Annotated in this window: 25 protein-coding genes, 3 tRNA genes and 1 pseudogene; 19 read left to right on the forward strand and 10 right to left on the reverse strand. The window is 39.4% G+C overall.

The genetic code is table 11. The features are described 5' to 3' along the window. On the reverse strand, positions 1 to 2,161 hold a 2,161-nt coding region (locus tag HMPREF2732_RS05245; RefSeq protein WP_186821529.1), incomplete at its 3' end, for a beta strand repeat-containing protein. A gap of 396 nt (positions 2,162 to 2,557) precedes the next feature. Between HMPREF2732_RS05245 and HMPREF2732_RS05250 the strand changes: the two genes are divergently transcribed. Both HMPREF2732_RS05250 and hemH read left to right on the forward strand, forming a co-directional pair. After that, entirely contained in the window at positions 2,558 to 2,977 is a 420-nt protein-coding gene (locus tag HMPREF2732_RS05250; RefSeq protein ID WP_070591757.1) for a hotdog fold thioesterase, read from the forward strand. Beyond that, positions 2,974 to 3,945, forward strand: a complete 972-nt coding sequence (hemH, locus tag HMPREF2732_RS05255; RefSeq protein WP_070591759.1) for a ferrochelatase — start codon at positions 2,974 to 2,976, stop codon at positions 3,943 to 3,945. Before HMPREF2732_RS05250 ends, hemH begins: the two co-directional genes overlap by 4 nt. 465 nt (positions 3,946 to 4,410) lie before the next feature. Here hemH and HMPREF2732_RS05260 read toward each other — a convergent pair whose 3' ends face one another. Together HMPREF2732_RS05260 and epmA are read right to left on the reverse strand one after the other, a co-directional pair. Then, positions 4,411 to 5,454, reverse strand: coding sequence for a porin (locus HMPREF2732_RS05260; RefSeq protein WP_070591762.1), 1,044 nt, complete (start codon positions 5,452 to 5,454; stop codon positions 4,411 to 4,413). Between the two features lie 311 nt (positions 5,455 to 5,765). Beyond that, a complete protein-coding gene (epmA, locus tag HMPREF2732_RS05265) occupies positions 5,766 to 6,749 on the reverse strand; it encodes an elongation factor P--(R)-beta-lysine ligase (RefSeq protein WP_049368818.1) in 984 nt (327 codons plus the stop codon). Between the two features lie 278 nt (positions 6,750 to 7,027). On the opposite strand from epmA, the gene frdA reads away from it, so the two are divergent. Genes frdA through frdD form a run of 4 tightly spaced genes read left to right on the forward strand, consistent with a single transcriptional unit; the run spans position 7,028 to position 10,367 of the window. Continuing rightward, a complete protein-coding gene (frdA, locus tag HMPREF2732_RS05270; protein ID WP_070591765.1) occupies positions 7,028 to 8,827 on the forward strand; it encodes a fumarate reductase (quinol) flavoprotein subunit in 1,800 nt (599 codons plus the stop codon). Beyond that, the gene (locus HMPREF2732_RS05275) at positions 8,820 to 9,590 is read left to right on the forward strand and encodes a succinate dehydrogenase/fumarate reductase iron-sulfur subunit (RefSeq protein WP_005696861.1); all 771 of its coding nucleotides are present in this window, start codon (positions 8,820 to 8,822) and stop codon (positions 9,588 to 9,590) included. Before frdA ends, HMPREF2732_RS05275 begins: the two co-directional genes overlap by 8 nt. Before the next feature lie 10 nt (positions 9,591 to 9,600). Beyond that, positions 9,601 to 10,011 carry a fumarate reductase subunit FrdC gene (gene frdC, locus HMPREF2732_RS05280; protein WP_049383891.1) on the forward strand — a complete coding sequence of 137 codons (411 nt, stop codon included), beginning with the start codon at positions 9,601 to 9,603 and terminating at the stop codon, positions 10,009 to 10,011. Between the two features lie 11 nt (positions 10,012 to 10,022). Further along, positions 10,023 to 10,367, forward strand: a complete 345-nt coding sequence (gene frdD / locus HMPREF2732_RS05285; RefSeq protein WP_070591767.1) for a fumarate reductase subunit FrdD — start codon at positions 10,023 to 10,025, stop codon at positions 10,365 to 10,367. 145 nt (positions 10,368 to 10,512) lie between these two features. On the opposite strand, the gene rplI is transcribed toward frdD, so the two are convergent. From rplI to infA, 5 genes are all read right to left on the reverse strand, one after another. Continuing rightward, positions 10,513 to 10,962 (reverse strand): 50S ribosomal protein L9, encoded by a 450-nt coding sequence (gene rplI / locus HMPREF2732_RS05290; RefSeq protein ID WP_005698599.1) that lies wholly within the window; start codon positions 10,960 to 10,962, stop codon positions 10,513 to 10,515. Positions 10,963 to 10,976: 14 nt separating this feature from the next. Next, positions 10,977 to 11,207, reverse strand: a complete 231-nt coding sequence (rpsR, locus tag HMPREF2732_RS05295) for a 30S ribosomal protein S18 (protein WP_005696867.1) — start codon at positions 11,205 to 11,207, stop codon at positions 10,977 to 10,979. 11 nt (positions 11,208 to 11,218) lie between these two features. Further along, on the reverse strand, positions 11,219 to 11,545 hold the full coding sequence (priB, locus tag HMPREF2732_RS05300; RefSeq protein WP_070591770.1) for a primosomal replication protein N: 327 nt from the start codon (positions 11,543 to 11,545) through the stop codon (positions 11,219 to 11,221). After that, positions 11,532 to 11,909, reverse strand: a complete 378-nt coding sequence (rpsF, locus tag HMPREF2732_RS05305) for a 30S ribosomal protein S6 (RefSeq protein WP_005627620.1) — start codon at positions 11,907 to 11,909, stop codon at positions 11,532 to 11,534. The genes priB and rpsF overlap by 14 nt, the downstream gene beginning before the upstream one ends. A gap of 190 nt (positions 11,910 to 12,099) precedes the next feature. Then, positions 12,100 to 12,318 carry a translation initiation factor IF-1 gene (gene infA, locus HMPREF2732_RS05310; protein WP_005627617.1) on the reverse strand — a complete coding sequence of 73 codons (219 nt, stop codon included), beginning with the start codon at positions 12,316 to 12,318 and terminating at the stop codon, positions 12,100 to 12,102. Positions 12,319 to 12,646: 328 nt separating this feature from the next. Between infA and HMPREF2732_RS05315 the strand changes: the two genes are divergently transcribed. From HMPREF2732_RS05315 to HMPREF2732_RS05340, 6 genes and pseudogenes are all read left to right on the forward strand, one after another. Then, positions 12,647 to 13,324 carry a glycosyltransferase family 25 protein gene (locus HMPREF2732_RS05315; RefSeq protein WP_049383890.1) on the forward strand — a complete coding sequence of 226 codons (678 nt, stop codon included), beginning with the start codon at positions 12,647 to 12,649 and terminating at the stop codon, positions 13,322 to 13,324. Next, on the forward strand, positions 13,317 to 14,348 hold the full coding sequence (locus tag HMPREF2732_RS05320) for a glycosyltransferase family 9 protein (protein WP_070591772.1): 1,032 nt from the start codon (positions 13,317 to 13,319) through the stop codon (positions 14,346 to 14,348). Before HMPREF2732_RS05315 ends, HMPREF2732_RS05320 begins: the two co-directional genes overlap by 8 nt. Positions 14,349 to 14,389: 41 nt before the next feature. Further along, positions 14,390 to 15,253 (forward strand): 16S rRNA (adenine(1518)-N(6)/adenine(1519)-N(6))-dimethyltransferase RsmA, encoded by an 864-nt coding sequence (gene rsmA / locus HMPREF2732_RS05325; RefSeq protein WP_070591774.1) that lies wholly within the window; start codon positions 14,390 to 14,392, stop codon positions 15,251 to 15,253. Positions 15,254 to 15,267: 14 nt separating this feature from the next. Further along, positions 15,268 to 16,095, forward strand: coding sequence for a bis(5'-nucleosyl)-tetraphosphatase (symmetrical) ApaH (gene apaH / locus HMPREF2732_RS05330; RefSeq protein WP_070591778.1), 828 nt, complete (start codon positions 15,268 to 15,270; stop codon positions 16,093 to 16,095). A 9-nt stretch (positions 16,096 to 16,104) separates the two neighbouring features. Next, positions 16,105 to 16,727, forward strand: a pseudogene (locus HMPREF2732_RS05335) (glucose-6-phosphate 1-dehydrogenase family protein). A 101-nt stretch (positions 16,728 to 16,828) separates the two neighbouring features. After that, positions 16,829 to 18,163: an NAD(P)/FAD-dependent oxidoreductase gene (locus HMPREF2732_RS05340; RefSeq protein WP_005698634.1), complete on the forward strand. Its 1,335-nt coding sequence runs from the start codon at positions 16,829 to 16,831 to the stop codon at positions 18,161 to 18,163. A 41-nt stretch (positions 18,164 to 18,204) separates the two neighbouring features. Here HMPREF2732_RS05340 and folD read toward each other — a convergent pair whose 3' ends face one another. After that, positions 18,205 to 19,062: a bifunctional methylenetetrahydrofolate dehydrogenase/methenyltetrahydrofolate cyclohydrolase FolD gene (folD, locus tag HMPREF2732_RS05345; protein WP_049368810.1), complete on the reverse strand. Its 858-nt coding sequence runs from the start codon at positions 19,060 to 19,062 to the stop codon at positions 18,205 to 18,207. A gap of 178 nt (positions 19,063 to 19,240) precedes the next feature. Here folD and HMPREF2732_RS05350 point away from each other — a divergent pair. From HMPREF2732_RS05350 to HMPREF2732_RS05360, 3 genes are all read left to right on the forward strand, one after another. Further along, positions 19,241 to 19,317 (forward strand) — tRNA-Pro (locus tag HMPREF2732_RS05350). A 52-nt stretch (positions 19,318 to 19,369) separates the two neighbouring features. After that, positions 19,370 to 19,446: transfer RNA gene (locus HMPREF2732_RS05355), tRNA-Arg, on the forward strand. Between the two features lie 188 nt (positions 19,447 to 19,634). After that, positions 19,635 to 20,822: a YadA-like family protein gene (locus HMPREF2732_RS05360; RefSeq protein ID WP_070591781.1), complete on the forward strand. Its 1,188-nt coding sequence runs from the start codon at positions 19,635 to 19,637 to the stop codon at positions 20,820 to 20,822. Between the two features lie 118 nt (positions 20,823 to 20,940). Here the strand turns inward: HMPREF2732_RS05360 and HMPREF2732_RS05365 are convergent. Further along, a tRNA-Ser gene (locus tag HMPREF2732_RS05365) sits at positions 20,941 to 21,030 on the reverse strand. A gap of 124 nt (positions 21,031 to 21,154) precedes the next feature. Between HMPREF2732_RS05365 and dauA the strand changes: the two genes are divergently transcribed. The 4 genes from dauA to djlA all read left to right on the forward strand — a co-directional run. After that, positions 21,155 to 22,897, forward strand: coding sequence for a C4-dicarboxylic acid transporter DauA (dauA, locus tag HMPREF2732_RS05370; protein WP_070591783.1), 1,743 nt, complete (start codon positions 21,155 to 21,157; stop codon positions 22,895 to 22,897). Between the two features lie 61 nt (positions 22,898 to 22,958). Continuing rightward, positions 22,959 to 23,675 carry a ribonuclease PH gene (gene rph / locus HMPREF2732_RS05375; RefSeq protein ID WP_070591786.1) on the forward strand — a complete coding sequence of 239 codons (717 nt, stop codon included), beginning with the start codon at positions 22,959 to 22,961 and terminating at the stop codon, positions 23,673 to 23,675. 9 nt (positions 23,676 to 23,684) lie between these two features. Continuing rightward, positions 23,685 to 24,326: an orotate phosphoribosyltransferase gene (gene pyrE / locus HMPREF2732_RS05380; protein WP_070591789.1), complete on the forward strand. Its 642-nt coding sequence runs from the start codon at positions 23,685 to 23,687 to the stop codon at positions 24,324 to 24,326. 106 nt (positions 24,327 to 24,432) lie between these two features. After that, positions 24,433 to 25,038: co-chaperone DjlA (djlA, locus tag HMPREF2732_RS05385; protein WP_070591791.1), on the forward strand; the 606-nt coding region annotated here is incomplete at its 3' end.

Consider the following 25,038-nt stretch of genomic DNA (forward strand, 5'->3'; position numbering starts at 1 on the left):
CACTTGCTTCAGCGTTTTTACCTGCTGCACCAGTTGCACCGTCTTTACCGTTTTTACCGTCTTTACCGTCTTTTACGATAGTAGTGGTCACTGAGCCATCACCTAAATTAGTGATAGTGATAGTATGAGTACCGTCGCCGTTATCTACAACTTCACCAGTGATGCTATCACCAGTATCACCTTTCGCACCTGCTGCACCAGTATCACCTTTCGCACCTGCTGCACCGGTATCACCTTTCGCACCTGTTGCACCGGTATCACCTTTAGCACCACCAGTTGAGCTGATTTCAATGGTATTACCGTTACGTTTGATTGCAATGTTGTCACCCGCATTAATGTTTACGGTGTTTGATGCACGAACATTTGAAGCTTCAGTATCACTACCAGTGATAAGTGTACCACTTGTCCCTGGTACCGCTTCAGAATTCAAATGCCATGAAACATTATTCACGATATTTGTTACGGTACTTACGTTAGTTAAACGAGAACCATAATTACCACTCGCTGCATTGTCACCATCTTTATCATAGGTAGCTGCACCTGCGGTTGTAGTAGAAATATCACCTGTTTTTACACTTACATTATAAGTTGTTACATTATCTGTTGTTGTATTCGTTACAATTAATGCATTTGGAGAACCCGTTATCACTTTCGCAGTAGTATCTGTACCGCCAGATACATTCGCACTAATTTTAACTGAACCATCAGCGTTATAGTCAACTGTTGTGTTATCACCAGCTACGATATTTGCGTGGTATTTAACCACTGTTTTTTTGGTTCCAGTGCTTTGATCTAACGTTTCATTCGTTACGGTTGCAATCGTACCGTTACCATTTTGGAAATCAACAACACCATTGTTATAAATACTTGTATTGGCATGTTGAGCGCCCGCTGTTTGGTTACCACTCGCAATCCAGTGATGGTTATGAATTTTTTCATCTAATTTACTTGCTACAACATAAAGTTGTGAACCATTCACTGCATCGGTTGAAGCAGCATCAATTCGACCTGCTGCTACATTTTGAATTTGGCGTGCAGAACCTAGTTGATTAGTCGGAGTTACTGGACCACCTACTGACACTACAGCACCATTACCTAATGAACTATTGCTACCTGCAAAACCACTATAAGTTAAAGTGCCAACAGTTGCTGAACTAGTTGGAACAAAATCAGATGTCGTAGACCCTGAACCTAATGCAACCGCATTATCTTTTTCTGCTTTTGCACCTGTACCAATCGCAGTTGTATTAGCACCTGTTGCTTGTGCAGCATCAGCTGGAGTCATTGAGCCACCGATAGCTACAGAGTTTGTACCAGAAGCATTTGCAGATGTACCACCCGCAAATGAAGCAGTGCCTGATGCTTTTGATACTGCACCCACTGCTGTTGCACGCTCACCAGAAGCTGAAGAATAACCACCTAATGCCATGGCATTACGAGCACTAGCATTAGTTTGCACACCAACAGCAACTGCATTATCAACACTCGCAGTAGCACTCTTACCTGTAGCAACAGTATTAGCCGCACCTGCATTTGCCAAATAACCTGTCGCTACCGCAGAATCACCTGCTGCAACAGATGATTTACCAACGGAAATCGCAGCTTTAGCACTTGAGTTAGCCTCAGAACCAAAAGCAAGAGATTCACCACCTGAAGCTGCAGCACCCTTACCAACTGCCACATCCATATCTTTACTTGATGTTGCATTTTCACCAATTGCTACTGAGCTTTGTGAAGTATTTTTTGCCTTATGACCGATAGCAACACCATTTTGTTCTGTTGCACTAGCTTCCAAACCAATAGCCACTGCAGCATCGCCCGTACCTGTTGCGTTAGAACCAATTGCAATTGCATCATGAGATACTTTGCCATTTGCGCTTCTGTAAGTATTGTAAGTATTAGCACCGGTACCGATATTAATATTTTGTTTGCCTTTTGTGGCTTCATTTGCTGTTGGATGATTAGATGCAATCGTAATAGAACTAGAATCTACATCCACTGCAGCTTGAGCAGTACCCACTACACCAAGAACAGCACCCGCAAGTGCGGTCAATTTAACGATTTTTTTAGATTTGGTTTTACCTTTAGCATGCCCAAGTTCAGAAACTGCAGTCCACGTTTGTGTAGCATGATTCCAAATAACTTTAAACACTTTGTTCATATAAATTTATTCCTTTTATTAGGATGGTTAAGAAGCTGTTACTCATGCAACAGCGCCGAAAAATTCAACGTCAGAAAGGCGGCGACAACAGATTTTGGCAATAGTTTCCCCTTCCTTTCTGGTCAGAACAGCTTATTCTAAGCGAACTTTGTACAAAAAGGAAGCATAATAAAAAGGATTTACCAAAAATTACAATTAATTAAGATAAAACTTAAGTTATGTAAATATATGTAAAGATTTCTGATGTTTTTTACAAAAACTTTAAAGATATGTAAATTTTTGTTTAAAAAATAAACATATTTAGATACTAAAAGCACAACTTCGCCTTTCTTTTTTCTTTACGAAAGTATCGAATTAGATCAAACTAACGCCATCAAATAAGATAAGGAAAAGTACATGACAATTTGGAAAAAAGTATTCACGCTTGAACAGCTCAACGAAATGGGGAAAGATTGTGCTATTGGGCATTTAGGTATTGAAATTTCTGCCTATGGTGAAAACTGGATTGAGGCAAAAATGCCGGTTGATCATCGCACCACTCAGCCTTTCGGCTTATTGCATGGTGGTGTGTCTGTGGCGTTGGCTGAAACCATTGGTTCATTGGCTGGATTTCTCTGTATAGAAGAAGGCCAAGTTGCCTTGGGATTAGATATCAATGCCAATCATCTTCGCCCAGTGAAACAAGGTTTTGTTACTGCAAAGGCAACGCCAATTGCTTTAAGTCAAAATATCCATGTTTGGCAAATTGACATTCGCGATGAACAAGATAAACTTTGCTGCGTTTCTCGATTAACGCTTTATATCAAACATTTATGACTACAACTCAAAAAATTGGCATCATTTTAGCGAACCTTGGTACGCCTGATGCCCCTCAACCCGCAGCGATCTCTCGTTATTTAGCAGATTTTTTAATGGATCCCCGCGTGGTCGATTTGCCTCGTTGGAAATGGTATCCCCTTTTAAAAGCCATTATTTTACCGATGCGTTCTAAACGCATTGCTCAAAATTATCAAGCTATTTGGACAGAACAAGGCTCTCCCTTGCTTGCCATTACAAAGCAACAACAAGCCGGTTTACAAGCTTATTTGACTGAACAAGGTATCAATGCACAAGTCGAAATTGCCATGACTTACGGCAATCCTTCGATGCAAAGTGCGGTCAAAAATTTACTTAAAAATGATGTAGAACGCATGATTGTGTTGCCACTTTATCCACAATATTCTAGCACCACAACAGGCGCATTAATCGATGCGTTTAATCGTGTCATTGCACAAGAACGCAATATTGTGCCTTTTGAGTTTATTCATTCTTATCATCTTGATGAAAACTACATTAATGCGTTGGTGGATTCCATCAAAGTGCGGTTAAAACCCGATGAGTTTTTGCTTTTTTCTTATCATGGCATTCCATTACGTTATGAGAATATGGGCGATTATTATCGTCAGCATTGTAAACAAACCACGATTGCCATTGTGGATAAATTAGGTCTCACAGAAAACCAATGGAATATGACCTTCCAATCTCGCTTTGGCCGTGAAGAGTGGTTACAACCTTATACCGATCACTTTTTAGAAAAAGCCGCTTCTCAAGGGATTCAAAAAATCGCGGTAATTTGCCCAGGTTTTTCGGTGGATTGCTTAGAAACCTTAGAAGAAATTGAGGTTGAAAATAAAGAAACGTTCTTAAATCACGGTGGTATATCTTATCACTACATCCCTGCATTGAATGCTGAAAAAGCACATATTGAAATGATGGGGAAATTGGTTTTGGATAAGTTGAAGTAGTGAATCTCCCCCTGCCCCCTCTTTACGAAAGAGGGGGTATTTTAATGGCAAATAAATGCTCTCCGTTCTTAACTATCCCTTAAAGATATTTCTAATAAAATTAAAAAATCCTCTTTTGCAAAATGGGATGAGGGAAATTAATTTTAAATAAGTTGCAGTAGTTAAATCTCCCCCCTGCCCCCTCTTTACGAAAGAGGGGGGATTTTAATGGCAAATAAATGCTTTCCGATTCTCACTTAATAGATATTTTCTAATTAAATATTTTATCTATCAAAACTTTTGACATCTTTTCCTCTAATAATAAAAAGCCCCTCTTTCGTAAAGAGGGGTTTGGGGAGATTTAAAAAGAGTTGGGGAGATTTAAAAAGAGTTGGGGAGATTTAAAAAAAGTTGGGGAGATTTAAAAAAATAAACAAAAAGGCGAACCTTTCGATTCGCCTTTTTAGATTCTTATCTAATCAAAGATTAGAAGAATACACGCATACCTACACCGATAGCTTTGTCTTTAGTTTTACCATCGTAAGTATCGTTAACGTACTCTTTAGTAGTCACATATTTGCCTTCTACAAATAATACAACTTGTTTATGAAGTTTGTAATCTGCACCAAGTAAGAAACCGTGAGTTTTATCTTTAGTGTTTTCACCTTTTACGCGTTCATATAGGTAGTTACCATATACTTTAGACGCAGGAAGAACTTGATATGCGAAACCTGGAGCCACATAGAATTTGTTTGTTTTTTCATCATCAAATTTTTCATGACCATAAGCGAAGTCACCAGTTAATGTGAAATCACCAAATTTATAGCCTAATGATGCTAAAACACCATCTAAACGGTGAGCGTATGATGCACCAGTTTCAAAGTTTGTGTGACCATAAGCTAAACGCGCATCTAAATCACCTGCTGTATATAATGCACCTACAGCGTAAGCATTTTTGATACCAGGATTAAGCGGTTTACCTTTTTCATTATTTGTTTGACCAAAGTTATAGTTTGCACTTAATTGTAAACCTTCGATACCTTTATAGTCGTAACGTACTACACCAGTGCCTGAAGTTGGAATATATTTACCTTTTGGAATAAAGCCATATTCATAGTCATTTGCTTGGGTTAAATCATCTGCGATAGTTAATTGACGACCGAATGTGATATCACCAGTTGCTTTGCTACCTAAACCTACATAAGCACGTTTAGCATAAAGACTACCGAATTGGTCACGAGATTCTGTATCATCAAAACGGGATTCTAAACGACCTAACGCATAGAAATCGTTATCTAAGTTGTGTTTTACTGTGATACCGAAACGTGAACCTGCGTTACGTAAAGCGGAATTTGCAGTTTTCTTTGAATTACCTGCCGCGTCATACGTTTTAGCATCCGCTTTTTCTAAGATTAAACGAAGAGAACCGTTTAATTCAACTTTAGTACCTTCGTTATCATAAACTACTGCTGCGTTTGCTGCTGAAGCCGCAACTGCAGAAACGATTAATGCTGCTAGTGTCTTTTTCATAATTGTTATTCCTTTTGGTTGTTACCTATGATTTTTGATTGAAGCAATTTTTCATAAAAAGTTCAATCTCCGAAATAGACGTCGCAAATATTACAAAATAAACCTATAGTGTCAATGAAGGATCGAAACCAATGTTCTAAAATTGGATCAAGATCACATTTTTTGAACAAAAAAGGATATTTTTTAGTCAAAAATATCCTTTCACATCGAACTTTTCAGAATTTTATCTATACAATGATCGCTCTATTTTGAGCAATTTGTTCTTCTTTTTTATTCATTTCAGAAGAAATAATGAATACTTTTTGAGCAAACTAAGCACATTCTATCGAAAATGAAATCACTTCTTTAATACTTTCAGCGCCTAATGCAATCATAATTAAACGATCCACACCTAAAGCCACACCAGAGGTATTTGGGATGCCTGCTTGTAATGCCCCCAGAAAACGATAGTCAATTTCACGTTGTGGCAAGCCTGCTTTTTCCCGTAGACGATTGTCTTTTTCAAAGCGGTATTGTTGTTCGCGTGCATCGGTGAGCTCATGGAAACCGTTGGCTAACTCTAAGCCTTTATAATAAAACTCAAAACGTTCTGCCACACGGCTATCTTCTGGGCTAAGCTGTGCAAGCGCGGCTTGGGAAGAAGGGAAATGATAAACCGCAACAGGCGCCTCTTGCCCAATTTTAGGTTCCACCACTTCACTGAATAGAAATTGTAATAAGGTATCACGATCTTCATCTTCATCTGCCATAAAGTTGTGTTTACGTGCTGCTTCCACCAATTCTTGACGAGTGGCTGATAATGGATCTAATCCGACATATTCTTGGAAAACAAACTGATAACTTAAGGTTTCTGCCGGTTTACAATCGAGGATCTGTTGTAACAAATCATCCACTTCATTCATCAGACGATACATGTCAAAGTGCGGTCGATACCATTCAAGCATGGTGAATTCCGGATTATGGCGATTGCCCGCTTCTTCATTACGAAACACTTTGCCAATTTGAAAGATCGGTCCACTGCCCGCCGCCAGTAAACGCTTCATGTGATATTCCGGACTGGTAGAAAGCCAGAGTGTTTTTGAGAGTTCATCAAAAGGGGCAACAAATTCGGTATTAAAGGTGGAAAGGTGAAGATCCGTTACGCCAAATTCACTTAAAACGGGCGTTTCCACTTCTAATAATCCACGTTCAGTAAAGAACTGACGAATATCCGCAATGATTTTGGCTCGCGCCAATAAGTTTTTAATTGAAGCGGAAGGTTGCCATTCTGTTTTTTTATCGCTAAGTGCGGTCATTTTTTTCTCCGTTTTCACCTTTAAAATGAATTAGGCTATTGTAAACAAGAGTGATTTTTAACTCAATAATCCGACTAAATCATTCTTAAACGCAAACGGTTATCATCTATAAATATATAAAAAACTAACTTTTTTGAGTTAGATCACACTTTTGGTATTTTGTCCGTTTATTCCAGAAAAAAAGTTACTAATTTGTAAACAAAAATGGCAGAATGACAACATGCCCCTATTAATTTAGGGCGTTTTATTTTTTTACTTTCTATTGATTGGAGGATATCGTGCAAACGGTTAATGTCGATATTGCTATTGTTGGCGCTGGTGGCGGCGGTTTACGTGCAGCAATTGCAGCAGCAGAAGCAAACCCTAACTTAAAGATCGCATTAGTTTCTAAGGTTTATCCTATGCGTAGCCATACGGTTGCAGCAGAAGGTGGTGCGGCCGCAGTAATTAAAGAGGAAGATTCCTACGATAAACACTTCCACGATACCGTTGCCGGTGGTGACTGGTTATGTGAACAAGATGTGGTGGAATACTTCGTTGAACATTCTCCAGTGGAAATGACTCAACTTGAACGTTGGGGCTGCCCTTGGAGCCGTAAAGCAGATGGCGATGTAAACGTGCGTCGTTTCGGTGGGATGAAAATCGAGCGTACTTGGTTCGCGGCAGATAAAACCGGTTTCCACTTATTACATACCCTTTTCCAAACTTCCATTCAATATCCACAAATTCAACGTTTTGACGAACACTTCGTTTTAGACATCTTAGTTGATGATGGCCATGCTCGCGGTATGGTGGCGATGAATATGATGGAAGGCTCACTTGTTCAAATCAACGCAAATGCAGTTGTGATTGCAACTGGCGGTGGCTGTCGTGCATTTAAATTCAATACCAACGGCGGTATCGTAACCGGTGATGGTTTATCAATGGCATATCGTCATGGTGTTCCTCTTCGTGATATGGAATTCGTCCAATACCACCCAACCGGCTTACCGAACACCGGTATCTTAATGACTGAAGGTTGTCGTGGTGAAGGCGGTATCTTAGTGAATAAAAACGGCTACCGTTATTTACAAGACTATGGTCTAGGTCCTGAAACCCCAATCGGTAAACCTGAAAACAAATATATGGAACTTGGTCCGCGTGATAAAGTTTCACAAGCATTCTGGCAAGAATGGAGAAAAGGCAACACCTTAAAAACGGCAAAAGGTGTTGATGTGGTTCACCTTGACTTACGTCACTTAGGTGAAAAATATTTACATGAGCGTCTTCCATTCATTTGTGAATTAGCAAGTGCTTATGAAGGTGTAAACCCAGTTAATGAACCAATTCCAGTTCGTCCAGTTGTTCACTACACCATGGGTGGTATCGAAGTCGATTTCAACAGCGAAACTCGTATTAAAGGTTTATTTGCTGTGGGTGAATGTGCGTCTTCTGGTTTACATGGTGCAAACCGTTTAGGTTCTAACTCGCTTGCAGAATTAGTAGTTTTAGGCCGTGTTGCAGGTGAATATGCCGCACAACGTGCAGCAGAAGCACAACCAGCAAACCGTGCAGCAGTTGATGCACAAGCACAAGATGTTGTGGCTCGCCTTGAAGCACTTTATAACCAAGAAGGTAATGAATCTTGGTCTGAAATCCGTGACGAAATGGGTACCGTAATGGAAGAAGGTTGTGGTATCTACCGTGACCAAGAAAGCATGCAAAAAGCAGTAGATAAAATTGCTGAGCTTAAAGAACGTTATAAACGTATTCGTGTTGCAGACCGTTCAAGCGTATTCAATACCGATGTGCTTTACACCGTAGAATTAGGTTACATTCTTGATGTGGCGCAATCTATTGCCAACTCTGCAATTGAACGTAAAGAGTCTCGTGGTGCACACCAACGCTTAGACTACACTGAACGTGATGATGTGAATTATTTAAAACACACCCTTGCTTACTACAATGGCGATGATGCACCGCGTATTGAATACAGCCCGGTGAAAATCACTAAATCTCAACCAGCAAAACGTGTTTATGGTGCTGAAGCAGAAGCGGCAGAAGCGGCTGCGAAAGCTAAGGAGCAAGCAAATGGCTAATTCACCAGTAATGACTGTAGAAGTATTACGCTACAACCCAGAAAATGATCAAGAGCCACATTTAAGCTCTTATCAAGTACCTTATGATAACCAAACTTCTCTTTTAGATGCGTTAGGTTACATTAAAGATAAACTTGAACCGTCTCTTTCTTATCGCTGGTCTTGCCGTATGGCGATCTGCGGTTCTTGTGGGATGATGGTGAATAACAAACCTAAATTGGCTTGTAAAACGTTCTTACGTGATTACAGTGGCCATATGCGTATTGAACCATTAGCAAACTTCCCTATTGAACGCGACTTAGTGGTTGATTTAAGCCACTTTATCGAAAGTTTAGAGGCAATTAAACCTTATATTATTGGTAACGAAGCACCAGCATTAGATGGTAAACCACATCCATCAAAAGAATTGCAAGTAAGCCGTACTAAACAAACACCAGCACAACTTGAAAAATATCGTCAATTCTCAATGTGTATCAACTGTGGTTTATGCTATGCGGCTTGTCCACAATTTGGTTTAAACCCTGAATTCTTAGGCCCTGCAGCGATTACAATGGCACACCGTTACAACCTTGATAACCGTGACCATGGTAAAGCACAACGTATGCCATTATTAAATGGTAAAAACGGTGTTTGGAGCTGTACTTTCGTTGGTTATTGTTCTGAAGTCTGTCCAAAACACGTGGATCCAGCTTCTGCGATCAACCAAGGCAAAGTGGAAAGTGCCAAAGATTATGTTATCTCAATGCTAAAACCAAAAGGCTAAGGGGAAGAATATGTCAGTAACAGTAAGTAAACGCAAAAAATATGTTCGCCCAATGACGGCTACTTGGTGGCAAAAATTGGATTTCTACAAAGCGTATATGGTACGTGAAGCAACTTCTATCTTTGCTGTATGGTTCTGTATCGTATTGCTTTACGGTGTACTTTGCCTTGCAAGCAATCCTGTACCAGGTCTAGGCATTATTGATTTCATTAGCTTCTTAAGAAATCCAATTGTAGTGATCTTAAATATCATTACATTAATTGCGACTTTATATCACACTGCAACTTATTTCGTGATGACACCAAAAGTGATGAACATCATTGTTAAAAATGAACGTTTACCACATCACGTGTTAAGAAATGCACTTTGGGCAGTGACAGCTGTGATTAGTGTTATCGCATTAATTTTAGTTTATATGTAGGGAGAGAAAAAATGGTCAATCAAAATCCAAAACGCTCTGGTGAACCACCAGTATGGTTGATGTTTGGTGCTGGCGGGACTGTCAGTGCGATTTTCTTCCCTGTTGTGATCTTAATCCTTGGTTTATTGTTACCATTTGGATTAATTGATCCACATAACCTAATTACATTCGCTTATTCTTGGATCGGAAAATTAGTTATCTTAGTTTTAACAATTTTCCCTATGTGGTGTGGCTTACACCGTATCCATCATGCGATGCACGATCTTAAAATCCACGTACCAGCAGGCGGATTTATCTTTTACGGCTTAGCCATGATTTACACAATCTGGGTGTTATTTGCTGTATTAGGTTTGTAATTTAAAACACTAAATTGATAATAAAAGTGCGGTCAAAAATGACCGCACTTTTTTATTCTCAACGAATAACCAAATATTTTCTTAATCTAGAAAAACAAAAAACCCGACATTATGTCGGGTTTTCTTTTATCAAAAACTTTGATAATTATTCTGCAACAACGATAACATCTAATGTTGCAAATACTTCGCCGTGAAGTTGGAAACGAACATCGTGGTCACCAAGAGTACGGATTGGACCGTTTGGTAAACGAACTTCGCTTTTCGCAATTTCAACGCCTGCTGCAGTTACTGCTTCTGCTACATCACGAGTAGTGATTGCACCGAATAAACGGCCTTCCTCACCAGCTTTAGATGCGATAGTTACAGAACCTAATGCAGTCACTTGTGCTGCACGAGCTTGAGCTGCTGCTAAACTTGCTGCTGCCGCTGCTTCTAACTCTGCACGACGTGCTTCAAAGTGTTCAATGTTAGCTTTAGTTGCCATAACTGCTTTACCTTGTGGGATTAAGAAGTTACGAGCGAAACCAGATTTAACATTAACTTGATCACCTACGTTACCTAGGTGAACGATTTTATCTAAAAGAATTACTTGCATTTCCTAACTCCTTCTTAATTGTGATGAGAATCAGAGTAAGGTAATAACGCTAAATAACGAGCGCGTTTGATTGCGCGTGCTAATTGGCGTTGGTACTTCGCACGAGTACCGGTAATGCGGCTTGGTACAATTTTGCCGCTTTCAGAAATGTAGTTCTTTAATGTAGCGATATCTTTGTAATCGATTTCAACAACATTTTCCGCTGTAAAACGGCAGAACTTACGACGACGGAAATAACGTGCCATTTGGCTGTCTCCTAATCTATAAATTCGATTTGCTCGGCATGCAATACTAACTGCGTTAAACCATTTGAGGTTTTATGTGAAGTTATAAACCCCACCACAAGAAGTTTACTGCCGACCGTAATGCTTTGAGTTTTTTCTATTAACTGATTGCCACTGACTTGAACTGCCATCTTTAACCACGCTTGGCGTGATAAACCACTTTCGACTTGTTCGGAACGATGTTCCAGCCAAAATTGGCAATGCGCAATCCCATTAGGGCTTTTGCTTCGCTTGGGTAATTGACACACTGTGCCGATTAACGAGAAGCGATTATCAAGTTTTGAATTACTCTTCAGCATCCTCAAAATCGTTGTTTTCAACTTCAGCTAAAGGTTTACGTTCTTCTTTAGCCGCTTTCATTGGGGACGCTTCGGTTACGGCGTGCTTAGTATGGATAACAAGACTGCGTAATACAGCATCGTTATAACGGAAAGTCGTTTCTAGCTCGTCGATGACTTGTTGAGGCGCTTCTACATTCATAAGCACATAGTGTGCTTTGTGTAATTTGTTAATTGGGTACGCTAATTGACGACGACCCCAATCTTCTAGGCGATGAACTTGACCACCAGCTTCTTTTACAGAACCTGTGTAACGTTCGATCATACCTGGTACTTGCTCGCTTTGGTCCGGATGAACCATAAACACGATTTCGTAGTGACGCATTACTGCTCCTTACGGGTTAATCAGCCTTTGACGTAGATTAGCCACCAATCTGCAAAGGCAAGGAACGAAAAAATGAACGTGGCTAAGGGCGCTGATTATACAGATTTTTTTTCAGACTTCAAATAATTTGTATGCTTTTCAAACAAAAAAAGCCGATATCAACATATCGGCTTTTCTTTTCATTTCTAAATTAACGGCTACGGAAAATGATACGACCTTTGCTTAAGTCATAAGGTGTCATTTCTACAGTTACTTTATCGCCCGTTAAGATACGAATATAGTTTTTACGCATTTTGCCAGAAATATGTGCAGTCACCACGTGACCATTTTCTAACTCAACACGGAACATGGTATTTGGTAAGGTTTCCAAAATTGTGCCTTGCATTTCAATGCAATCTTCTTTTGCCATTTTATCCTCTAAAATTATGATTTTTTTGACCGCACTTCTTACGGTTATAAATGAAAAACGGGCGAATTATAGCCGTTTTTAATGTTAGACGAAAGATTAAAATGGTATTTTGTTTAAATGCACATTATTTTTTTAATAATTCGATTATAATGTTCCACTAAAGTCGATTAGATAAAGAATTTAATTTAGCATACGAGGCCAAGATGTAGCCTTATGCGGTATTACCTTTCCCAAGGTGGCACCCTACCTACTAAAAAGCTAAAGCAAACTTTACTATAATGTTCGTTAATCTGCATGTAAAACAATAACTTCAACCCAAGGGTTATTTATGGCTATACCTAAAATAATTGTAATTAGTTTAAAACATTCAACAAGAAGAGAAAATATTGCTAAGCGCCTTTCTGGTTTGGGGTTAGACTTTAGTTTTTTTGATGCGACAGATGGGAAAAAACTTCCTGCCTCTGTATTAGAATCTGTCGATTATGATTTCTATCCGAAACACTATTTATCACCTAAGGCCTTAACGCTCGGCGAAATTGGCTGTGCAATAAGCCATATTAAAGTTTATGAGCACATGGTAGAAAACAATATTAAAAGTGCCATTATTCTTGAAGACGATGCGATCGTTTCACAGCACTTTAAGGAAATTATTGAGGATACGCTCAATAAAATTAATAAAAATCATGAGCTGATCTTTTTTGATCACGGAAAAGTTAAATCCCATTTCTTTAAGAAACGGATTGTGGAAGGATATAGACTTGCACATTACAAGTCACCTTCAAAAAATTCAAGAAGATGTATTATCTATGCAACCGCTTATTTAATTACATTATCGGGCGCTAAAAAATTACTTAACTACGCTTATCCAATAAGACTGCCTGCTGATTATCTGACGGGATTAATCCAAAAAACACGTGTTGATGCCTATGGCATTGAACCACCATGTGTATTTAGAGGATTAAACAGTGACTCAGAAATAGACAAAATTGAACATCGATATGAATAAGCTAAAAGCACTAAGGTTAAAAATAGGGAAATGGATACTCGATAAATCATCAAGATCAGCCAATCCCCAAAGTTTAAAACATCCTAAGAGTTTCTTATTTTTGCGACAAGATGGGAAAATTGGCGACTATATCGTTAGTTCTTTTGTTTTTCGGGAAATAAAGAAATTTAACCCGTTGATAAAAATCGGTGTCATCTGCACGAAACAGAACGCTTATCTGTTTCAAAGAAACCATCACATTGATGAGATTTATCTTGTAAAGAAAAGAAACATTCTCGACTACATCAAGACGGCACTGTTTATTAGAAAAGAAAGATACGATGTTGTCATTGATCCAACTCTTGTACTTAGAAACCGAGACTTGTTGCTATTGAGAATACTCAATGCCCGTAATTATATCGGCTATAGAAAAGCAGATTATAATATTTTTAATATAAATATTACTAAAGACGGCCATTTTTCAGAAATTTACAAAGAAGCTTTAGCTCAGTCAAATATCAGTCTAAGTGATGATCGCTATGACATTCCGCAAGATGACTTAATTAAAGAAGAAATTCTTAAGTTTATTACGGACAACAAGTTAAATAACTTTATTACAATTAACTTCTATGGAAATGGCAAAAATAGAAAGTTTGATGACTCTCACATTGTAGATTATTTAACATATATTAGAGACTCGAATAAACATCAGCTAATCTTACTTGCAACACCTGATACTTATGAGCATTTAAGTAGAATCGCTAATCAATTTAATGATGTATTTGTTTATCCAAATCCTCACACAACGATCTATCATACAATTGAGTTGATTAGAAACTGTGCTCTACTTATTTCGGTTGATACATCAACGGTTCATATCGCTTCGGGGTTAAATAAACCTATGATTTGTTTTTACTCGCAAGACAAAGAAAATTTTACGCACTGGCATCCCAATTCTAAGAATGTATGCTATATTATTCATTACTACGATAATGTTAATGAGATCTCCCCGAGAGAAATAAAACCAGAATGGCTAGATATTTAAAGATGCCTGCCACAAACTTTATCATTTATTAGATTATTTTTATGAATTCAAAAAAACACTTAGGTCATACAGCCCGTAAACGCTTCGGACAAAACTTTTTACATGATACCTCCGTCATTCAAGGGATCGTGTCGGCAATTCACCCACAACCCAATCAATTCTTAGTAGAAATTGGCCCAGGGCTTGGTGCATTAACGGAGCCTGTTGGAGAGCTTGTCGATCATCTTACGGTGATCGAGCTTGACCGAGATCTTGCCGAACGTTTACGTCATCATCCATTTTTACATCAAAAGCTCACCGTCATTGAAACGGATGCGATGCAATTTGATTTTGGTGAGCTTTATACAAAAGAGAATTTAGCAGAAAAAGGTCAGAAGTTACGCGTATTTGGTAACTTGCCTTACAACATTTCTACCCCATTGATGTTCCACTTATTTAAGTATCACGATGTGATTCAAGACATGCACTTCATGCTACAAAAAGAAGTGGTAAAACGCTTATGCGCAGGCCCAAATAGCAAAGCTTACGGGCGTTTAACCATCATGGCGCAATATTTCTGCCAAGTGATGCCTGTACTTGAAGTGCCACCTTCGGCCTTCAAACCTGCACCGAAAGTAGATTCAGCTGTTGTGCGTTTAATTCCACATAAAGAATTGCCGCACCCTGTAAAAGATTTATATTGGCTGAACCGTGTTTGTTCTCAAGCTTTCAACCAACGCCGTAAAACATTGCGTAATGCGCTTTCAACATTATTTTCAGCCGAAGATCTGACCGCACTTGGTATTGATTTAAATGCACGAGCAGAAAATTTAGCTATCGCAGATTATGCACGCCTAGCGAACTGGTTGGCGGATAATCCACCAGCTGATATCAATAAAGATGAAATCTTAGATTCAGAAGAGTAAAAGAGCGGTCAAAAATGGCAACCTATTTCGTCGGTGATTTACAAGGCTGTTATGATGAATTACGGCTTTTATTAGAACGAGTAAACTTCAATCCTGTGCAAGATAAACTTTATCTTGTGGGAGATCTCGTGGCGCGTGGAGATAAATCACTTGAATGTCTTCGTTTTGTAAAATCACTTGGAAGTGCGGCGCAGACTGTCCTTGGTAATCACGATCTGCATCTAATTGCAACCGCACTGGGTATTAAAAAAGTGAAGCCTCGTGATCGTGTCGATGCTATTTTTAATGCGCCCGATTTTGATGAACTCATTGACTGGTTACGCCATCAACCCTTACTTGTGCATAATGAAAAATTAAACTTTCTAATGGCGCATGCAGGCATTTCGCCAGATTGGGATTTGGAAACCGCGAAATCTTGTGCTGCTGAAGTGGAACAGATTTTACAGCATGGCGATTTTCATTATCTCATTGAAAATATGTATTCAGAACAACCCGATCGTTGGTCGCCAGATTTGCAGGACTTAGCACGTCATCGTTACATTATTAATGCGTTCACTCGAATGCGTTTTTGCTATTCAGATCATCGCTTTGATTTTGCCTGTAAATCCTCTTTGAAAGATGCACCGGCGGAGCTTATACCTTGGTTTAATTTGGATAATCCTCTTTATAAACAGATCCCGATTGTATTTGGGCACTGGGCAAGTTTAGTCGATGAGAATCTCCCTCAAGGTATTTATGCCTTAGATACAGGTTGTGTGTGGAATAATCGAATGACTCTGTTGCGTTGGGAAGATAAACAGCTCTTCACACAAAGTGCGGTCAAAAATTACTGTGATTTTTAAGGAAACACGATGCTCTCACTTAATGCTGAATCTTGCGAACTGTTCAATATTCCTTTCTACCAATTCGCCCAGATGAAGAAATTTTGTCCGGAAGATATTCCTGCGCTCAAAGCTAATTACAAATTACATTGGGATAATTGGAAAGCGATTATCCAAGAAGTTGCAAAGCAACTCGGCATGCCTTTTGCAAAACCGCATATTGAAAGTTGGACCAATGGTTGGCAAGTCCGCGCGCATTTCTTCGCTTATTTTAAATATGAGTTTAATCAGAATTCTGCAGCCATTTTTTCGGTGCTATTAAATCGTCGTCGGTTAAGAGTGTGTTTAGATTGGCATTGCTATCGTGCAGATCGCTCACAAATTAATGTACAACAATATAATCAGTGGCTTGATCAATTTAATTTCAAACAATTTGCTGATTTGATATTTGGCGAGAAGATGAAAGCGAATATGATGATTTTCGCCAGGTGAAGAGCATTTCTGAAAAAGATCTTCTCTTGCGTTCAGAGGACGATTTTTGGTGTATTGGGAAAAGTATTGAAAAAGATCAACTAAGCCAAATTGATCCTGTTTTATTTATCACGCAAACCATCCAACAATTACAACCGCTTTACGATCGCTGTCATCAATAAAGTGCGGTCAATTTCCATTAAATTTTTTCGTCTTGTTTATTTGTTATGCTATCATTACATTAGTTTAACATTTTTAACAATTTTTCTTTTAGGAGAACTTTATGAAAAACGTCGTGATCGTTGGTGGTGGCGCTGGCGGCATTGAATTAGCGACATTTTTAGGTGACAAATTAGGTCGTAAGAAACAAGCTAAAGTAACGCTTGTTGACCGCAATGCGACCCACTTGTGGAAACCTCTATTACATGAAATTGCAACAGGTGTCATGGATGATGGTATGGATTCTCTGAGCTATCGTGCTCACGGTAAAAACCATCATTTTAGCTTCGAGCAAGGCTCAATCACACGCATTAATCGTGAACAAAAATATGTTGAGCTTGCCCCTGTTTATGGGCAAGAAGGCGATATGCTTGTGGTTGCGCGCCGTATTCCTTATGACTACTTAGTGATTGCAATCGGCAGTAAATCGAATGATTTCAATACAAAAGGCGTCGCCGATAACTGTATTTTCTTAGATAGCTCTGATCAAGCGCTTCGTTTTCAACAAAGAATGTTGGAATTATTCCTTAAATTCTCTGAGAACCGTGCATTAGATGATATCGGTGAAGAAGAGTTTAAACAAAAACTAGTGGATGAAAACAAAGTCAATATTGCGATTGTTGGTGGCGGCGCAACTGGTGTGGAATTAACTGCTGAACTTTATCATGCGACTGAAGACTTATCTTCTTACGGCTACGGTAAAATTGATAATTCTTGCTTGCAAGTCACCTTAGTTGAAGCAGGTCCGCGCTTATTACCTGCTCTACCTGAAAATTTATCTGCGGCAGTATTAGATGAATTGCAAGAAATGGGTGCAAACGTGAAATTAAATACGATGATCACAGAAGCCCAACCTAACACGCTTATCACCAAAGATGGGGAAGAAATCAAAGCTGATCTGATTGTATGGGCGGCAGGTGTTCGCACCTCTACGGTGACGCAGCAATTCGATGGATTAGAGCTCAACCGCATCAATCAATTAGTGGTAAAAGACACTCTTCAAACCACGGTGGATGATAGTATTTTTGCCATTGGTGACTGTGCAGCATTAATGCAACCAAACGGTAAATTAGTCCCGCCAAGAGCGCAAGCGGCACACCAAATGGCAAAAGCTTGTGCGAAAAACATCTTTGCACTTTTTGAGCAAAAACCATTAAAAGCATTCAAATATAACGATAAAGGAACCTTGGTTTCTCTTTCAAGCTTTACCGCATTGGGTAGCATTTCAAATAAATTTGGGAAAAACCCACTGACTGTTCAAGGTAAATTTGCGCAATTTGCGTATGTATCTTTATATCGTATGCATCAACATGCTTTGCATGGATGTATTAAGATTGGCTTGATTATTTTAGTGGATAAACTTAACCACTATTTAAAACCAAGATTGAAATTACATTAATGCAAAAGTGCGGTTAAATTTAACTGCACTTTTTTCATTTCTTAAACGAGTTGATTGTTATGCTCATAAGCATAAAGTGTATTAAACATCAGCATGGCAACCGTCATTGGCCCTACTCCACCCGGTACTGGTGTAATATAAGCCGCTTTTTGTATCGCCACATCATATTCCACGTCACCGACTAATTTACCATTGATACGGTTAATCCCCACATCAATGACTGTTGCCCCTTCTTTAATCCAATCGCCTGGAATAAAACGAGGCTTGCCCACAGCCACGACTAAAACATCCGCCTGACGAATATGATGCTCTAAATCTTTGGTAAAACGGTGTGTCACCGTGACAGTAGCACCAGCCAACAACAGTTCAAGTGACATCGGGCGTCCCACAATATTTGATGCACCAACGATCACCGCATGCTTACCGTGTAAATCAATGCCCGTGGTTTCTAATAATTTCATCACGCCATAAGGGGTGCAAGCACGTAAAGTTGGAATACGCTGACATAAACGCCCCACATTATAAGGGTGGAAACCATCCACATCTTTTTCAGGACTAATACGCTCAATCACTGATGTGCTATTAATTTGTTCAGGCAATGGAAGTTGCACGAGAATACCATCAATCGTTTCATCCGCATTCAATTGATCTATCAGTTGCAGTAGTTCTGCTTCCGACGTTGTTTCAGGCAAATCATAGGATTTTGAAACCATCCCGATTTCCTCACAACTTTTTCGTTTACTGCCTACATAGACTTGAGAAGCGGGATCTGCCCCCACCAAAATTACCGCAAGTCCTGGTGCACGTTTACCTTGAGCACGATAATGTTCAATTTTATTGGCAACATCCGATTTGATTTTTTTTGATAGTTCAGTACCTGAAATAATTTGAGCAGTCATGCATTTTTTCCTCAAGATGGCATTAAGTAAACGTTTGCTATTTTAACTGACAACGCCTTATTTTACAAAGACAACAAAATTGCGGTTGAAAAACTGGAATAATTTTGAGCAATTGAAAGAGGAATCTAAAAAATTAATTGACTGAAAAGAAAAGCTCACTATAATTGTGCTCAATCGTCGGCGAGTAGCGCAGCTTGGTAGCGCAACTGGTTTGGGACCAGTGGGTCGTAGGTTCAAATCCTATCTCGCCGACCACTTCTTTTATATTTCCCTCGAAATTCCATACAAAAGATGTAACCCTTAAAATGCGCCCTTAGCTCAGCTGGATAGAGCAACGCCCTTCTAAGGCGTGGGTCAAAGGTTCGAATCCTTTAGGGCGTGCCATTATATACATTCGCAAAAAACAAAATCACCTAATAAAATCATAAGTTATTGTTTTACAATGTAAATCCTTGTAAATTTTCACGTTAAAACATTTACCAAATTATTTCATACCAGTATTATTCATTTCGTTTCATACCAAATGAAACTTTTATGATATTTCGGATATTTTTTTAAAGGAATTAAACCTAATGAAAAAAACATTATTATTTGTATGTTTATTTGGAAGTGCATCTCTTGCTTTTGCAGAAGATACCGCTACAAAAACTGAAGTTTATACTCAAGTAGGAAGACTCGACGAGCGTATTACTGAAACTCGTTCAATTCTTGATAATCGAATTACAAATGAGCGTAAAGAACTTGACGATCGCATCACGGGTGTCGATGTTCGACTTAATCAAACGGACAAAAATTTAAATGATCGTATTAATGAAACAGATAAAAATCTCAACAACCGCATTAATGACGAAGTGGGACGTTTAGATAAAGATATCACAGAAAATCGCCGAGCATTAGATGAACGAATTACGAATACTCAAACTGAAATTGATAATCGTGTAACAACTGAAGTGGGTCGTCTTGATGATCGCATCACCAATGCTCAGAAAGATTTAAATAATCGTATTACTGGCGTTGATGAACGTTTAAACCAAACAGATAAAAATCTAAACAATCGCATCAATGATGAAGTTGGTCGTTTAGATGGTCGCATTACTGAAGATCGCCGTGCACTGGATGAAAGAATTACTGAAAACCGCAAAGATTTAGATGAGCGAATTACGGAGAATCGTAAGGACTTAGATAATCGTATCACGGGTGTAGAAGAGCGAGTTAGGGATACCCAAAAAAATCTAAATAACCTAGATAACCAAGTAAAAAATAATACAAACAATATTCAAACGAACAGAACTGATATCGATGATCTAAAAAATAGAATCAGCCATAATTCATCAAGTAATACTCAAAACACCAAAGCACTTGCTGATAAAGTAAACAATAACGTGCAAAATATTGCGAATAACGCTTCACGTTTAGATCACTTATCAAATCAAGTGATGACAAATACAAAAGAGATTTCTGATTTACGCTCTGAAATGACACGTTCTACTGAATCATTACGCTCAGATTTGAAACACAACGTGAAAAAATTACGCGCAGGTATTTCAAGTGCCATTGCATTAACACAAGTACCTCAAGCTATTACCTCTGGGGAAAGCGTGCTTGGTGTAGGTGCAGGAACTTTCCGTAATGAAAGTGCACTAGCAGTCGGTTATTCTCGTGCATCTGATAATGGTAAACTGCTATTTAAAGTAGGCGGTACTGCAAGTAGCCGTGGTGATTTTGGTGCGGGTGCAGGTGTTGGGATACGTTGGCGCTAACTAAATACTCGTATAAATAACAAAAGCACGCTTAATGCGTGCTTTTTTATATCCATAAAATATCGGAATCTATGATTTAAAAAATGATCGGGATATTTATAAAGGATTGTAATTTGAATGGCGGTGAGAGGGGGATTCGAACCCCCGATGCACTTTCGCACATACACGCTTTCCAGGCGTGCTCCTTCAACCACTCGGACATCTCACCGTTTTGAAGTGCGTGAAATATAAAGATTTATCCAAGATTAGTCAAGTTTTTTGAGCTAGAACATAAAAAATCCTGTCCCGTTTAGCTAAAATATAAACTATCTTTTTTCTATCATCGTATTTTTATGCATATCAAATCACTCTTTTCTAAAAATGTGTTTTTGACCGTAAAACCATTTAGCGCATTGAAAGAATCTTTCCGTGAAGGTTACGGAAAACAAAAATTGATTAAAGATATTATCGCGGGTCTCACCGTGGGCGTCATTGCGATTCCACTTTCCATGGCTTTAGCCATTGCTAGCGGTGTGCCACCACAACACGGTCTTTATACCGCTATCGTAGCGGGGATCGTAATTGCGTTAACCGGTGGATCGCGTTTTAATATTTCAGGTCCAACCGCCGCATTTGTCGTGATTTTATATCCCGTCACCCAACAATTTGGGCTCAGCGGATTACTCATGGCAACGTTACTTTCGGGAATTATTTTAGTCATCATGGCGTTGTCTCGATTGGGACGACTCATTGAGTACATTCCTCTCCCCGTTACACTTGGCTTTACCTGCGGGATTGGGATCACCATCGGCACCTTGCAAATCAAAGATTTCTTAGGTTTAGACATTACTCAGATGCCACCTCACTATATTGAAAAAGTGCAAGCTATTTTGACCGCACTTCCGACAATTAACTGGGCAGACACTGCGGTTGGTGTGGTCACCTTATTTGTACTCACCCAATGGCATAAGCTTCGTTTACCTGTGCCAGGTCATTTACCTGCGGTCATTATTGGGACACTCATGGCATTAGCCTTAGGGCAATTTGGCTTCTCGGTTGAAACTATTGGTACGGCATTCCAATATACCTTATCTGATGGCACAACAGGACATGGTATTCCTAATGTCTTGCCTGAATTTGCCTTACCTTGGAATATTCCTAATGCACAAGGTGAAGTCATCAATTGGAATTTTGATCGCATACAAGATATCTTGCCTGCCGCCTTTTCAATGGCTGTATTAGGCGCGATTGAATCGCTACTTTGTGCGGTCATCTTAGATAATATGACGGATACCAAACATCATTCCAATAATGAATTACTCGCCCAAGGTTTAGGTAATATTATTTCACCATTCTTAGGCGGAATTACGGCAACTGCAGCAATTGCACGTTCTGCAGCCAATGTTAAATCTGGAGCGGTATCACCAATAGCCAGTGTCATTCATGCTCTATTAGTCTTGTTCTCGCTATTATTCTTTGCCAATGCCCTGTCTTATTTGCCACTCTCTTCTATGGCTGCATTGCTATTAATGGTAGCTTGGCATATGGCGAATGTACCTGAAATCATTCGTTTAGCGCGTCGCTCAACAAAAAATGAAATTGCAGTGTTGTTCACTTGCTTAATTCTCACCGTGTTATTTGATATGGTGATCGCTATCTCTGTCGGCGTATTATTGGCGAGCCTCTTATTTATCCGCACCATTGCAGAAATGACAAAAGCGATTGAACAACCTGCACCAGAAGATTTAAATGATGTATTAGCTTATCGTATCAGCGGTCCACTATTCTTTGCTGCGGCGGATAAACTCTTTGCGGATTTGCATGATAAAACCGTCCATACGGATCACGAGATCAAACATATCGTGTTGCAATGCGATGCCGTGACTGTGCTGGATACCGGCGGTATTCATGCACTCACTCATTTTGTACAGCATATGTTGCCACATCAACAAATCTACTTGTGCAATATGCAATTCCAACCACTCAGAATGTTAGTAAAATCTAACTCTGTGCCTGAATTGCAAAAAATTAACTATGGTACAGATTTACAAGATGTGTTTAATAAAATTCGTGAGTTTGAACAAGCAAATCCATAAAACACTAAAAAGCGTGCTAAAATAAGCACGCTTTTTTATCAATAAAATAAAGGAATTCAGAATGCGTCCAAATAATCGTGAAAATCATCAATCTCGTCCAATCAAAATCACCCGTAATTACACGAAACATGCTGAAGGCTCAGTATTAGTGGAATTTGGTGATACTAAAGTATTATGTACGGCGAGTGTTGATGAAAGCGTACCGCGTTTCTTAAAAGGACAAAATCAAGGTTGGGTGACAGCAGAATATGGCATGTTGCCACGCTCTACACACAGCCGTATGCAACGTGAGGCCGCAAAAGGCAAACAAGGTGGACGTACCATGGAAATTCAACGTTTAATCGCACGTTCATTACGTGCTATGGTTGACTTAGAGGCCCTTGGCGAACGTTCTATTACCTTAGACTGCGATGTGATTCAAGCGGATGGCGGTACAAGAACTGCGTCTATCACCGGTGCAGCAGTGGCTTTATGTGATGCTATCAATGGTTTAATTGCAAATGGCACATTAAAAACCAATCCAATCAAAGGTCTCGTTGCTGCAATTTCAGTTGGAATTGTTGAGGGTGAGGCTGTATGTGATTTGGAATATGTAGAAGACTCAGCCGCCGAAACAGATATGAACGTTGTGATGATGGAAGATGGCCGCATGATCGAAGTGCAAGGTACCGCAGAAGGCGAACCATTCAGCCACGAAGAATTACTCACCTTATTAGGCTTAGCCAAACAAGGGTGCGAACAAATCTTCACAGCACAACGTGAAGCATTAGGTTTATAGGAACAAAAAATGGAAAGCTACAAAATCGAATTTATTAAATTTGCCTTGAGCCGTAACGTGCTTAAATTTGGCGAGTTTGCACTAAAATCAGGTCGAAAAAGTCCTTACTTTTTTAATGCAGGATTATTCAGCACTGGCGCAGATCTCGCTCTCTTAGGTGAATTCTATGCGAAAGCGATTCAATCAAGTGCGGTCGATTTTGATGTCATTTTTGGGCCTGCCTATAAAGGCATTCCGATTGCGACGAGCGTTTCCATTGCACTATTCAATCAATTTAACCGTGATACACCTGTTTGCTTTAATCGCAAAGAAGCCAAAGATCACGGTGAAGGCGGTAATTTGATCGGTAGCCCATTAACCGGCAATGTGTTGTTAGTCGATGATGTCATTACAGCTGGCACAGCCATTCGTGAATCCATGGCACTTCTTGAAGCCAATCACGCGAAATTAGCCGCTGTCTTTATTGCCTTAAATCGTCAGGAAAAAGGCAAAGGGGAACTTTCTGCCATCCAAGAAGTGGAACGCGACTATCAATGCCAAGTGCTTTCCATTATTGATTTGGATGATTTAATGCAATTCATTGAAAAAGAACCCGATTATCAGCAATATTTACCTGCGATGCGGGCTTATCGTGAAAGTTATGGTGTGTAATTCATCACTTGAAAAATAAGAATAAAGCCATATTAATGTAAGGGCAGACATTTGCGTCTGCCCATTATTGTCAAAAGACCTTTTGACCGCACTTTAGGGGAAGAGAATGTATTTTTTTGGAAAGATTATCGGCGTTTTTCTCGGTTTTAAATGGGGGGGCTTTTTCGGCGCCATCGCTGGACTTATTTTAGGCTCTATCGCAGATAAAAAACTCTATGAGCTTGGTTCGGTTAACTCTAGCTTTTTTAAGAAAAAAACGACCCGACAAGCACTCTTTATGCAAACTACTTTTGCGGTACTTGGGCATTTAAGTAAATCCAAAGGTCGTGTGACAGAAGAAGATATTCAACTGGCGAATCAGTTGATGAACCAGATGCAATTAGATGAGAGCCATCGCAAACTCGCTCAAGAGGCCTTTCGTCGCGGTAAAGAAGCCGATTTCCCTTTACGCCAGGTGATTCGTGAATTCCGCATTGGATGTGGACAACGTGCTGACTTACTGAGAATGTTCTTACACGTGCAAGTGCAGGCTGCCTTTGCTGATTCTCAATTACATGAGTCAGAAAAAGAAGTGCTTTATGTGGTAGCCGAAGAACTTGGTCTTTCCCGTATGCAGTTTGAGCAAATGCTGGCAATGGAAATTGCGGCTCGCCAATTTACCCAAGGTGGATTCTATCGCCAATACCAACAAGGCGGTTATCAACAGCAAGGT

It is taken from the genome of Haemophilus sp. HMSC061E01 (genome assembly GCF_001810345.1).
GTDB lineage: Bacteria > Pseudomonadota > Gammaproteobacteria > Enterobacterales > Pasteurellaceae > Haemophilus_D.